General features: G+C 62.6%; 13 protein-coding genes. 6 read left to right on the top strand and 7 right to left on the bottom strand.

Features of this window, described 5'->3' with window-relative positions; genetic code table 11:
* The 4 genes from AACZ55_RS13015 to AACZ55_RS13000 form a co-directional block, all read right to left on the bottom strand.
* On the bottom strand, nucleotides 1-516 hold a 516-nt coding region (locus AACZ55_RS13015; protein ID WP_339646733.1), incomplete at its 3' end, for a metal ABC transporter permease.
* Nucleotides 513-1,634 (bottom strand): metal ABC transporter permease, encoded by a 1,122-nt coding sequence (locus AACZ55_RS13010; protein ID WP_338609606.1) that lies wholly within the window; start codon nucleotides 1,632-1,634, stop codon nucleotides 513-515. The genes AACZ55_RS13010 and AACZ55_RS13015, both read right to left, overlap by 4 nt.
* 2 nt (nucleotides 1,635-1,636) lie before the next feature.
* Entirely contained in the window at nucleotides 1,637-2,422 is a 786-nt protein-coding gene (locus AACZ55_RS13005; protein ID WP_338609607.1) for a metal ABC transporter ATP-binding protein, read from the bottom strand.
* Nucleotides 2,407-3,366, bottom strand: a complete 960-nt coding sequence (locus AACZ55_RS13000; protein WP_339646730.1) for a zinc ABC transporter substrate-binding protein — start codon at nucleotides 3,364-3,366, stop codon at nucleotides 2,407-2,409. The genes AACZ55_RS13005 and AACZ55_RS13000 overlap by 16 nt, the downstream gene beginning before the upstream one ends.
* A gap of 311 nt (nucleotides 3,367-3,677) precedes the next feature.
* On the opposite strand from AACZ55_RS13000, the gene AACZ55_RS12995 reads away from it, so the two are divergent.
* The 4 genes from AACZ55_RS12995 to AACZ55_RS12980 all read left to right on the top strand — a co-directional run bounded on the left by AACZ55_RS12995 (nucleotide 3,678) and on the right by AACZ55_RS12980 (nucleotide 6,094).
* Complete coding sequence (locus AACZ55_RS12995; RefSeq protein WP_339646728.1) at nucleotides 3,678-4,265, top strand: SagB/ThcOx family dehydrogenase; 588 nt, start codon at nucleotides 3,678-3,680, stop codon at nucleotides 4,263-4,265.
* A 140-nt stretch (nucleotides 4,266-4,405) separates the two neighbouring features.
* Entirely contained in the window at nucleotides 4,406-5,266 is an 861-nt protein-coding gene (locus AACZ55_RS12990; protein WP_339646726.1) for an AraC family transcriptional regulator, read from the top strand.
* Nucleotides 5,263-5,679, top strand: coding sequence for a DUF1801 domain-containing protein (locus tag AACZ55_RS12985; protein ID WP_339646724.1), 417 nt, complete (start codon nucleotides 5,263-5,265; stop codon nucleotides 5,677-5,679). The genes AACZ55_RS12990 and AACZ55_RS12985 overlap by 4 nt, the downstream gene beginning before the upstream one ends.
* Before the next feature lie 19 nt (nucleotides 5,680-5,698).
* Nucleotides 5,699-6,094, top strand: coding sequence for a cupin domain-containing protein (locus AACZ55_RS12980; RefSeq protein WP_339646721.1), 396 nt, complete (start codon nucleotides 5,699-5,701; stop codon nucleotides 6,092-6,094).
* 182 nt (nucleotides 6,095-6,276) lie between these two features.
* Here the strand turns inward: AACZ55_RS12980 and AACZ55_RS12975 are convergent, their stop codons facing one another.
* From AACZ55_RS12975 to AACZ55_RS12965, 3 genes are all read right to left on the bottom strand, one after another.
* Nucleotides 6,277-7,248: an alpha/beta hydrolase fold domain-containing protein gene (locus tag AACZ55_RS12975; protein WP_339646718.1), complete on the bottom strand. Its 972-nt coding sequence runs from the start codon at nucleotides 7,246-7,248 to the stop codon at nucleotides 6,277-6,279.
* Between the two features lie 130 nt (nucleotides 7,249-7,378).
* Nucleotides 7,379-8,038: a GntR family transcriptional regulator gene (locus AACZ55_RS12970; RefSeq protein WP_339646716.1), complete on the bottom strand. Its 660-nt coding sequence runs from the start codon at nucleotides 8,036-8,038 to the stop codon at nucleotides 7,379-7,381.
* An 87-nt stretch (nucleotides 8,039-8,125) separates the two neighbouring features.
* Nucleotides 8,126-8,782 carry a pyridoxamine 5'-phosphate oxidase family protein gene (locus AACZ55_RS12965; protein WP_339646713.1) on the bottom strand — a complete coding sequence of 219 codons (657 nt, stop codon included), beginning with the start codon at nucleotides 8,780-8,782 and terminating at the stop codon, nucleotides 8,126-8,128.
* Nucleotides 8,783-8,887: 105 nt separating this feature from the next.
* Between AACZ55_RS12965 and AACZ55_RS12960 the strand changes: the two genes are divergently transcribed.
* On the top strand, nucleotides 8,888-10,312 hold the full coding sequence (locus tag AACZ55_RS12960; RefSeq protein WP_339646710.1) for a PLP-dependent aminotransferase family protein: 1,425 nt from the start codon (nucleotides 8,888-8,890) through the stop codon (nucleotides 10,310-10,312).
* Between the two features lie 122 nt (nucleotides 10,313-10,434).
* A partial coding sequence (locus AACZ55_RS12955) for a homocysteine S-methyltransferase family protein (protein ID WP_339646735.1) occupies nucleotides 10,435-11,875 on the top strand: 1,441 nt, incomplete at its 3' end.

The raw sequence follows: 11,875 nt of genomic DNA, 5'->3' as shown, positions 1-11,875 counted from the left end.
TTCCTTGAACAGCCCCACAACGAAGGCAAGGTTGAGACAGGCCATGACGCCCATCCAGACGACGGCCTGCGGCACCAGATAGCCGCCGATCTCATAGGTATCGAGCCAGACGAAACCGATTTCACCGAGCAGCACTGTGTGCTGGTCGATATGGACGTCGCGGGCGTAGATGTTAATCAGCAGCACGCCGATGGAAAACAGGGCCGGGAAGACCAATCCGATGGCCGCATCGGCCTTGACGCGGCGGGTGGCGGTCAAGAGCTCGGTCAGCGCCACGGTGAGCAATCCGGTCAGCGCCGCGCCGATGATCTGAACGGGGCCACTGGCCTGTCCGGTGAGCATCCAGACAATGATGATCCCGAAAACGATGGAATGGGAAATGGCGTCCGAAAGCATCGAGGCGCCGCGCAGGATGAGGAAGGTGCCCAGAACCGATGCGGCGATGCCGACCAGCGCGCCGGTGAGCATGATCATGGCGTCGGGCGAATTGAAAAAGGCGGACAGCATGGCGTTCATTGGCTGGCCCCTCCCAGATCGGACCGGGCCTCGGCGATGCCGGCTTCGGTCAATGTCCAGTGGGGCGTGGGCTCGGGGTGGTGGCGGGTTGCGGCGACCAGACCGCGCGACTGGAGCCGTTTGAGCGCGGCGGCGGTGCCGGTGCCATGATAAGCGTCCAGCATTGTCTGCTCGGCCGGATAGGTTGGGTCGTTGTGTTCGGCGGCGAGACGATAAAGCGTTGCCAGCACACGGCGACCGCGCAGGCTCTTGCTGTTTTCGCGCTGGCGGAACAGGGCCGAGAGCAACCCGCGTTCGGGGGCGAAAAACAGCGAGATGACCACGATTGCCGACACCGCGAGAACGATCAGCGGGCCGGTGGCCAGCCCTCGTGCTGTGGCGCTGACCAGAGCGCCGAATACGCCCGAGATCATGCCGAACAGGGCGGCGAGGCCGACCATGATGCCCAGCCGGTTGGTCCATTGCCGCGCCGCGACGGCGGGCGCGATGATCATTGCGGCCATCAGCACGACGCCGACCATCTGCAACCCGATGACCACGGCCAGCGCGATCATGGTGGTCAGCCCCGCCTCGAGCGCAATAACGGGCAGGCCCAGGGTTCTGCCATAGCTCGGATCGAAGGTGATGAGCTTGAATTCCTTCCAGAACACTGCGACCAGCGCCAGCGCGACGATAGCGATGGCGCCCATGACGTAGAGATCGGAGCGCAGGATCGCGGCGGCCTGACCGAAAAGGAAGGATTCAAGGCCGCCCTGTGCCGCGTTGCCGGCGTTCTGGATGAAGGTCAAAAGCACGATGCCCAGCGCAAAGAATATCGAGAGCACGATGCCGAGACTCGCGTCGGTCTTGAGCCGTGTGGTGCGGCTCAGCGCAAGAACGATCAGCGCAGCCAGCGCGCCGGTGACCAGCGCGCCGATCAAGATGGCCGGCAGGCTGCGCGTTCCGGCGATCAGGAATCCAAGGCAGATGCCGGGCAGGGCGGCGTGCGAGAGCGTGTCGCCGAGCAGCGATTGCCGCCGCAGCACGGCGAAACTGCCCAATACGCCCGAAACGATGCCGAGCAGGGCGGCGCCGATCAGAACGTTCTGGATCGTGTAATCGGAGAGGAGGGCGACCATGGTCAGGGGGTGGTCTCTAAGGTGGCGTCGCGGTCGATCAGCGCGATCTGGCCGCCATAGGCCTTGCGCAAATTGTCCGAGGTATAGACTTCGGACACCGGCCCCTGGGCGATGACGCGCACGTTCAAGATCACCATCCAGTCGAAATAATCGCGCACGGTCTGGAGATCGTGATGAACGACGATCACCGTCTTTCCCGCGTCGCGCAGGGCGTGAAGGATTTTGACGATTGCCCGTTCGGTGGTGGCGTCCACCCCGGCCATGGGTTCATCGAGGAAATAGACGTCGGCATCCTGAACCAGCGCGCGGGCGATGAATACCCGCTGCTGCTGGCCGCCGGAAAGCTGGCTGATCTGGCGGTGGGCGAAATTGTCCATGCCGACGCGGGTAAGCGCGGCCATGGCCCTGTCGCGTTCGGCGCGGCCGGGGCGGCGCAGCCAGCCGAGCTGGCCGTAAAGCCCCATCGTCACCACATCGAGCGCGGTGGTGGGAAAATCCCAGTCGACGCTGGAGCGCTGGGGGACATAGCCGACCTTGCGGCGCTGGTCGGAATAGGGGCGGCCATGGATGGTGACATGCCCGGCGGTGGGTTTGACCAGATCGAGGATCGATTTGATCAGGGTGGATTTGCCCGCGCCATTGGGGCCGACGATTGCCGCCATGACGCCGGGCGGGATATCGAAATCGATATCCCAAAGCACCGGCTTTGACTGGTAGGAGACCGTAAGGTCCTCCACATGCACGGCAAGGCCGGGCTCGTGGAGGTCGGGGTTTATTCGATCGACCATTGGGCAGCCCAATCTGCAAGCGCTTGAGGGAGGGGTGCGGGCGTGCCGCCCAGCGCCTCGGCGATGGTGGCAGTGTTGGCATGGATCATGCCGATATAGTTTCCACCGGCCGTGTCGGGATCGCCCATGGCGTCGGAAAACAACTGCCCGCCGATTTCCACCGGCTGGCCGGCCTGGTTGGCCGCCTCGACGACGGCCTGAATGGTGCGCGGGTTGATCGTGGATTCAACGAAAATGGCAGGCACTTCCCGCGCAACGATCAAATCGGCGGTTTGCCGTATATCGGCGATGGCGGCTTCGGACTGGGTCGAAATCCCCTGAATGCCGGCCACATCGATATCGTAGGCGCGGCCATAATAGGCAAAGGCGTCATGGGCGGTGACGAGGATGCGCTGGGTCCGCGGGATCGAGGCAATGGTCTGACGCGTCCATTCATCAAGCGCCGCAAGTTCGGCCCCATAGCCCTCGGCATTGGCGCTGATGGTGGCGGCGCAATCGGGCGCGCGTTCGGAAAGCTGGGCGGCCATGACCGGCACGATATTGGCCCAGAGCGAGACATCCATCCACAAATGCGGATCGACACCATAGGCATTGTCGGTGGTGATCAGTGTCTCGCGCGCGATCCCCGCTTCGGACACCGCCAGCGTGGGCACGCGTTCGGCGTAGCGGGCAAAGACATCGCCGAGCTGACCTTCCAGCCCATAGCCGGAATAAAGGATCAGATCGGCCCGGTTGAGCGTCTGCACGTCGCGGGCAGTGGCCTGATAAAGGTGCGGATCGATGCCTGGCCCCATCATCGTTTGAACGGCAATGCAGTCGCCGCCCAGCGTCTGGGCAATGTCGCCGATCATGCCGACGGTGGCCACAACGGAAACCGGCTCCTGCGCCGAGACGCCGAAGGGGAGCAAGGAAAGGGGGGCGAGGAGAATGGATCGGGAAAGCATGGGGCCAGTATTGCACGTTACGGGGAATATGCAATTGAATATGACAATCATTCTCAAAGAGTCAATTGCAGATGAGAATGATTTGCAATAGTGGGCGCCTAGACGATCGAACAGGAATCCGGGGGGAGAGCAGGCGGAGCATCAAGAAGCGCGCCAGGTGGCGCAAAGGGCATGAAGCGGGCCAAACATGAGGACGACGAGGGGCTGAGTGCCGTGGCGCCGACCGGGTGCGCTGCCGGGCGCCGGATTCTGGCTTGTCGTGGACGCCGCGCGTGCGGTACGCCTCCGGCAACGGAAACAGGAGTTCGCAATTGGCCGAAATTTCGCTCGTTGATGCTTTGAAACAGCGCCGAACGGTTCGCCAGTTCTCAAATAAGGCGGTTGCCTTGGAAGCACTTGAACGGTTGATTTGGGCTGCACAAGGCATCACCGGCGACCAGAGCAAACGAACCGCCCCCTCCGCCCATTCATTGCACCCGCTTCGAATGCGTATCGTGGCCGATAATGTGAGTGGACTGGCTCAAGGACTTTATGACGTATCTTCGGCTGACCTGTCGCTGACACCACTGGACCTGCCGGATACCCGTTCCGCTCTGCGCGAAGCCAGCATCGGGAGCCCTGCATGGATTACGGACGCCGCCTGTATCATTGTAGTTTGTGCAGACATGCTCGGCCCGATCCAGGCTTTTTCCGAACAAAGACCATATGGCGCTCGGGGCGCGCGCTATGTTTACCTTGAAGCCGGCGCCGCTCTTCAGAACATTCAACTGCAGGCCGTTGCCGAGGGTTTGGGAAGCGTGTGGGTGGGCGGATTTGACGATGGAGCAGTCGCAAGCGCACTTGGCCTTAAAGCGCCATTGTCTCCGATAATTCTATTGTGCGTGGGCTGGCCCGACTAGATCAAGGTTGCCGATCAAAGTTAGGCGTTTCCAAGCATAAAGGAGCGAGCGCAAGGGGGGCGCTTGGGCGCCGCTGTTGCGCAGGATTTGTCTGTTGGTGTCATGGCAGTCTGGCTATGGTTTTGACTGCGGAGGAAGCAATGGCCAAGGATCAGACACAGGCGCGTTATTTCGATCGGTTGAATCGGGTTGACGATTACATCTTTGCTCATCTCGAAGACGAGATTTCATTTGATCGGCTGGCCGAGATTGCGTGTCTGTCGCCCTATCACTGGAGCCGGATCTATTCGGCGATGCGCGGGGAGACGATTGTCGCGACCGTGCGCCGTCTCAGGCTCCAGCGCGCCGCCGACCGGCTGGCCAATTCTGCGGCAGATATCGGCGCGATCGCTGGCCGGGCGGGGTATGGTTCGACCGAAACGTTCGGACGAGCCTTCAGGGTCGTCTTCGATATGAGCCCGGCGGCTTATCGCGAGGCGGGGTCGCACGCAGCGTTCACGCGGGCCAATGGAGCGGCCGATGCCGACGGATTTGCCGTCGAGTTGGTCACGCTTGGCGAACGGCGTTGTGCAGGGATCGATCACATCGGCAGCTACATGGAAATAGACCACGCCATGGGGCGGCTGTTTTCCGAGCTTGCCGTGCGTCAGGCGTTGCCCGCGGCGCCGGAAATGATCGGTGTGTTTTTCGACGATCCCGATCTTGGCCCTGAAAAAGAGCTTCGCTCGCGCGCCTGCCTGCCGATTGGTGAGGGCGTGGCCATCGATCCGCCAATGGTCCCAACCACCTTGCGCGGCGGGCTTTATGTGCGGCTGCACTATACCGGCCCTTATGCCGATATGCGTGGGGCCTATCGCTGGCTGTTGGGCACCTGGCTGCCCGGTTCGGGGCACGAACCCGATGACGCGCCGATCTTTGAAGTCTATCTCGACGATCCGCGCGTCGTGCCACAAAGCCAGTTGCGCACCGACATCCATCTGCCCCTCAAGGCTGTGCCGTGAGCGCGCCGCCGGTGCCGCTTGAGATAGCGCAGGCGCTATCGCGTCATCCCGAGCGGATCGGGGAACAATTGCTCGACATCCGCCAGATGATCTTTGCGGTCGCATCGGCAACGGACGGCGTTGGCCCTCTCACTGAAACCCTCAAATGGGGCGAGCCGGCTTATCTGACCGAAAAGACCCGTTCGGGCACGACGATCCGGCTGGGCGTATCGAAACTGGCGCCCGACAGAGCCGCGATCTTTGTCAATTGTCGCACTGCCCTGATTGAAAATTTCAGAACCCATTTCCCCGAGAGCTTTACCTTCGAGGGCAATCGGGCTCTTATCGTTCCTGCGTCGACCCGTCTGGTGGAGACGCCGCTTTGGTTGTGTCTATGCATGGCGCTGACCTATCATCGTCGGGACAAGGCGTAAGAACCGGCAAGGAGAGACCGTGGAGATCATCAGGGCAGGTTCGAGCGTATCGGGAAAAGGTCCGGCGGACTGGTTTACGGGAACAGTGCGGATCGATCCGCTGTTCAACCGGTTCGACCCCGAGCGCGTTCAGGGTGCGGCCGTGACGTTCGAGCCGGGCGCGCGGACGGCGTGGCATACCCATCCGCTGGGGCAGACGCTTGTCGTTACCTCCGGCGCCGGACGGGTTCAGCGTTGGGATGGGCCGATCGAAGACGTCCGGCCCGGTGACGTTGTCTGGTTTGCGCCGGGGGAAAAGCATTGGCACGGCGCAGCGCCCGATATTGCCATGACCCATATCGCGATCCACGAGGTGCAGGACGGCAAGACGGTCGACTGGATGGAGCCGGTGTCGGACGCGCAGTACGAAGCCTGAGGCGCTCTGGGGTGCGGACTCCAGAGCGTGTCCAGCAAAAGTGGAAACGGTTTTGCGGTTCGGACACGCGACAAAGCAAAGGCTTATAGCGTGTCCAGCAAAAGTGGAAACGGTTTTGCGGTTCGGACACACGACAAAACAACGACTTGGAGCCATGGGTTTGATTCAACAAATCCTTGGCTCTAAGAGGGAACGCCGAGCCTTTCCTTGAGCCAGCCAGCCCCATCGTCGAGCGCCCCTGCGGCGAGGGACGAGACCGAGGATGCTTCGAGAAACGCGTGGATCGAGCCGGGGTAGAGACCGCCGGACACCGGCACGTTGGCCGCTTCCAACGCCGATTTGATCGCGAGATTTTCGTCGCGGAGGATATCGAGGTCGGTGATGGTCATGAAAATGGGCGGCAGGCCCGCAAGGTTTGCGAGGATGGGGCTGACGAAGGGGTCGGCGCGCTGGGCGGGCTCGCGGACATAATTGGACCACAGCGCTTCCATTTCCGAGGCGGCGAGGAGATAGCGGCCATCGGCGAAAAGCCGATAACTCGCGCTGTCCATGCGGGCATCGAAGGCACCGTAATTGAGGAGCAGGCCGGCGAGCGCGTCGCCATAGTCGCTTTCGCGCAGGGTGAGCGCTGTCGCGAGGGCAAGATTGGCGCCGGCCGAGTCCCCGCCAATGGCCAGCCGTGGGGCGTCGATCCCCCATTCGTCGCCACGATTGGCCAGCAGGCGCACCAGATCGGCCAGAAGGGTGAGCTGGTTGGGAAATTTGGTTTCCGGGGCCAGCGGGTATTCCACACCGATCACCGTGATGCCGGCGCGCGATGCATATTCGCGCATCAGCCGGTCATGGGTATCGAGGCTGAAAAATGTCCAGCCGCCGCCATGCAGATAGATCAGGGCCGGCAGCGGGCCGGGTCGAGGTATGTGGATGCGGGCGCGCAACTGGCCGATGACCCGGTTGGCCGATCGGCAAAGCGTCGGGCCGCCTTTAGCCCAGGGTGCGCGCACCGCTTCTGCCACCTTGCGCTGGGCGGTTATATCGAGGGTTTGGAAGGGTGGAAAGCTGCCATAGGCGGCGAGGATGTCGTCGACAAAGGCGATGAGTTCAGGGTCGAGCCCTTCGTCGAGCCGGGGGTCGGAATTGGAACCGTTTTGCATAAAATCATACTATAATAAAGCTAAGTAAAAATCCTTCTTATAGTGGGGAGGACTTAAATCGGGATTGTGGCAATCGATTCAATTGTATGGGCGTGGCGACGATCCGGTTTTCCGGGCCCGCGCCGCCGGTCTATCGCGCCACCGGAACCGGCGTCATCTGTGCCTTTGAGCCTAGAATGTGCTGGCGCATCAAGGTTTCAGCTCTTGCGCCATCGGCCTGCAGCAGGGCGGTGACGATCATTTCGTGCTCCTCATAAGAACGGGCCAGCCGGGCCGGATAGGCGAAGAGATCGGTGCGGAACGGGGTGAGGCGCGAGCGCGAGAGGGCGGCCATTTCGCTCAATTGCGGGTTGCGGGCGGCCGATTGCACGCGGGCGTGGAACAAGGTGTCGTACGCGGCATAAGCGTCGGTACGGCCAAGGCGCACCATTTCGGCGGCGGCGAGGTGATCGGCTTCGAGACTGCGCCGTTCGGGGCCGGACATGCGCTCGGCGGCCAGGCGCGCGCAGACCGCCTCGAGCTCGGCCATCACCTCGATGAGATTGGCCAGATGTTCCTCGCTCAATTCGGCCACAACCGCGCCCCGATTGGGCCGGCGGGAGACCAGCCCCATGGCGGCGAGCTGGCTCAGCGCCTCGCGGACCGGTGTGCGCGAAACAAAAAAGCGGTTGGCCAGCGTCAATTCGTCAAGCTTTTCGCCCGGACGGAACTGGCCGGCCACAATGGCATCGGCCAGTTGCCCGACAATGTCATCGACTGTGTCGCCCTTGCGCGGCAGGCTTTGTTGCACCGGTCCGGTCCCAACGGTTGAAAGCTGTGGGACTATGGATAGAAATTTCTGCCAAGTGAATAGGCAAGTTTTCAATTTGCATAATCGTTAGGCAAATTTCTTGCGCGCGAGGTGTGTCGATGGCGGCGGCGGAACCTCGCCGGGGGTTTTACCGTCGCCGATTGGGGCACCCAGGGCGGTGATGATGGGGATCACTCCGGCCCAGATCGGCAGGTCATGATCCTCGGGATCGTCGGCGGGCGGGGCCTGGCGGATTTTGGCCGAAGCCGCCTCGATCTCGAGCGCTATGACGCCGGTCGCCTTGCGCTCCTTGTCGTGCATGGGGCGCACCTCGTTCCAGCGCAAGGGCAGAAGGTGCTCGGTGATCAGCTTGAGCGCCTCTTCGGCTTCACCGGGGTCGGTGACCAGCCGCGTTGTGCCGTGGATGGTTGCGGCACGATAATTCATTGAATGGTGAAAGCCCGAGCGCGCCGCGACGATGCCCTCGAGCAGGGTAACGGTCATCGAGATCGGATCGCCATCCTTGTGCAGGGCGACGATGCGGGCCTTGGAGGCGCCGTGCAGATAGATCGTCTGGCCCCAGCGGGCATAGGCCATGGGCACCACCATGGGACGGCCATCGGCGATGAAGCCCACATGGCCGACGAGCCCACCATCGAGAATGTCGTTGATGGTCTCCTCGTCATAGCGGGCACGGCGCGGCTGGCGGGCGCGGGCATAGGGCGGCAGGGTGTGCTCGTTCATATTGGTGCCTTGTGTATTTAAAGTTTTGGCTTTGCCGTGAGACCAGTTATCTGTGATAAACTGGTTCTGTGTAAGGTCCACTTTGCTCTGATTTGAAGGTTCCAGATGCTTGAAGGTCTGATCGTTCTGGAGCGCTCGGGCGCGCCGTTGCCCGAGCAGATTTATCGCGCCGTTGGCGAGGCGGCGCGCTCTGGGCGGCTTAGGGCCGGGTTCGTGCTGCCCAGCTCGCGGCAATTGGCGGCGGGGCTGGGAATTTCGCGCAATTCGGTCAATGCGGCCTATGATTTGTTGCGGGCCGACGGGGTGATCGCGGTGCGGGCCGGTGCCGCGCCGCAGGTGGTGGCGCGGGCCGAACTAGAGGGCGCGGAGCTCGTTGGGGATGGGCCGGATATCGGCCTGTCGCAACGCGGTCAGGCGCTGGCGCGCGATCTGCGCAACTGGGAGGGCGGGCGCCATGCAGGCCAGCTCGAACCCGGGGCGCCCGACGAAGCGCTGTTTCCCGCCGATCTGTGGGCACGAACCCTGCGGCGGGTGGCGCGGCAATCCTTTGGGCACGCGGCGATCTATGGCGATGTCGATGGGCTGCCTCGGCTCAAATCGGCGCTGACCGATCATCTGGCCCGCCAGCGCGGGGTCAACGCCTCGCCCGCCCAGATCATCGTTGTGCCCTCGATCCAGGCGGGGTTGTCGCTCGTGGCCCAGTGCCTGGCCGATCCGGGGGAGGTCGGCTTTGTGGAATCGCCGGGCTATTTCGGCGCGCGGACGGCATTTGCCGGGGCGGGGCTGGTGACGCGCACACTGGAAGTGGACGAACAGGGCGCCGATCCGGCGGCGCTGGCCGGCAGCGGGGCACGGCTGGTCTATGTCACGCCCTCGCACCATTACCCCACCGGCGCGCGGATGAATCTGCAGCGGCGCATGGGCCTGCTCGAAGCGGCCCGTCGCGAGGGGGCCGTGGTGCTCGAGGACGATTACGACAGCGAGTTTTTGTGGCAGGGGCGGGCCATTGCCGCCCTGCAGGGGATCAGCAGGGGTGGGGAGGTGATCTATTTGGGCACGACCGCCAAGAGCCTGCTGCCGGGGTTGCGGCTGGCTTATATGGTGGTGCCCGACACATTGGCCGGGCCACTGAGACAAGCGCAGCGCAATATGGGCCTGCGCGTCAATATCCACGCGCAGGCCGCTTACGCGGACCTGATTGAAACCGGGGCGCTGGTCACCCATTTGAAACGGATTGCCCGTCTATATGAGGACCGTGGACGGTTGCTGGTCGAGACCTTGCGTGCAAGGCTGGGCGGCGCCATCGCGATTGGCATGCCCATGGGTGGGCTGCAGACGGTGATGGGGTTTGCGGACCACGTCGACGACACCAGAGTTGCGGCCCTTCTGGCCGATCAAGGCTTTGAAACGCCAGCGCTTTCGAGTTATTGCGCCGGGCAGAAACGCAAGGGCCTCGTTGTCGGTTTTGCCGATGCCACGGACAAACGGGTGGCCCGGTTTGCGGGGCTTCTCGAAGGGCTCCTTAATTGACATAAAGATATCTTTATGTCTTTGTATCACTTCGCGGGATCAGCCCGCAGGAACGGAATTTCATTATGTGCAACGCTCCCGGATGTACCCATGGCCACACCCACGCTCCCGCTGACGGGCGCATGGGCGGCATGGGCGAGGGCGTAGCGATTGCCGTTGAGGCGCTGCAGCCGGGATCGGCCCCGGTCCGTACAGCCAAAGAGGGCGAGGAGATCCTTGCGGCGCTGACGGCGGCGGCGCGTGAGCGTATTCTCATTCTCGACGGTGCCATGGGCACCATGATTCAGCTCGAAAAGCTCTCGGAAGAAAATTTCCGGGGCGAGCGGTTCGCCGACTGGCCCAAACCCCTGCAGGGCAATAACGATCTTCTGGTCATCACCGAACCGAAAATCATCGAGGATATCCACTTCGCCTATGCCATGGCGGGGGCGGATCTTCTGGAAACGAACACGTTTTCGGGCACGACCATCGCCCAGGCCGACTACGGCATGGAGGCGCTGGCCTATGAGCTCAACGTCGCCGGGGCGCAGGCCGCCAAGCGCGCCGCGATCCGTGCCCAGGCCGAGGACGGCAAGCGCCGGTTCGTCGCCGGCGCCGTCGGCCCGACCAACCGTACAGCCTCGATTTCCCCCGATGTCAACAATCCGGGCTATCGTGCCACCAGTTTCGATCAGTTGCGCATCGCCTATGGCGAACAGATCGAGGGGCTGATCGATGGCGGCTCGGATCTGATCCTGATCGAGACGATCTTTGATACGCTCAACGCCAAGGCAGCGGTGTTTGCCGCCGAAGAAACCTTTGCCAAAAAGGGCATCCGCCTGCCGGTGATGATTTCGGGCACGATCACCGATCTCTCGGGCCGCACGCTGTCGGGGCAGACCCCGACCGCGTTCTGGTATTCGCTGCGCCACGCCAAGCCGTTCACCATGGGGCTCAACTGCGCGCTGGGTGCCAACGCCATGCGCGCCCATCTCGGCGAGATTTCCGATATCGCGGACACGCTGGTCTGCGCCTATCCCAATGCTGGCCTGCCCAACGAGTTCGGCGAATATGACGAAAGTCCCGAGTTCATGGCCAGCCAGATCGAAGGATTTGCGCGCGACGGGTTCTTGAACATCGTGGGCGGATGTTGCGGGTCGACGCCCGAACATATCGCGGCGATTGCCCAGGCGGTTTCCAAATATCCGCCCCGCCAAGTCCCCGAGATCGAGCCGCGTTTGCGCCTGTCAGGGCTCGAACCCTTCACGCTCACCGACGATATTCCGTTCGTCAATGTGGGCGAGCGCACCAATGTCACCGGCTCGGCGCGGTTCAAAAAACTCATCACCGCGGGCGATTACGCCACCGCGCTCGATGTGGCGCGCGACCAGGTGGAAAACGGCGCGCAGATCATCGACATCAACATGGACGAAGGCTTGATCGACAGCCAGCAGGTGATGGTCGAATACCTCAACCTTGTCGCCTCCGAGCCCGATATCGCACGCGTGCCGGTGATGATCGATTCCTCGAAATGGGAGGTGATCGAGGCTGGCCTGAAATGCGTTCAGGGCAAGGCGATCGTCA

This window comes from uncultured Pelagibacterium sp., assembly GCF_963972885.1.
In the GTDB taxonomy this organism is placed as follows: Bacteria; Pseudomonadota; Alphaproteobacteria; order Rhizobiales; family Devosiaceae; genus Pelagibacterium; species Pelagibacterium nitratireducens.
This window is presented reverse-complemented; position numbering and strand designations above follow the sequence as displayed.

Coding starts and splice junctions, on each gene's coding strand:
- AACZ55_RS13010 (WP_338609606.1), bottom strand. CDS start 1,634: ATGGTCGCCCTCCTCTCCGATTACACGATCCAGAACGTTCTGATCGGC.
- AACZ55_RS13005 (WP_338609607.1), bottom strand. CDS start 2,422: ATGGTCGATCGAATAAACCCCGACCTCCACGAGCCCGGCCTTGCCGTG.
- AACZ55_RS13000 (WP_339646730.1), bottom strand. CDS start 3,366: ATGCTTTCCCGATCCATTCTCCTCGCCCCCCTTTCCTTGCTCCCCTTC.
- AACZ55_RS12990 (WP_339646726.1), top strand. CDS start 4,406: ATGGCCAAGGATCAGACACAGGCGCGTTATTTCGATCGGTTGAATCGG.
- AACZ55_RS12975 (WP_339646718.1), bottom strand. CDS start 7,248: ATGCAAAACGGTTCCAATTCCGACCCCCGGCTCGACGAAGGGCTCGAC.
- AACZ55_RS12965 (WP_339646713.1), bottom strand. CDS start 8,782: ATGAACGAGCACACCCTGCCGCCCTATGCCCGCGCCCGCCAGCCGCGC.
- AACZ55_RS12960 (WP_339646710.1), top strand. CDS start 8,888: ATGCTTGAAGGTCTGATCGTTCTGGAGCGCTCGGGCGCGCCGTTGCCC.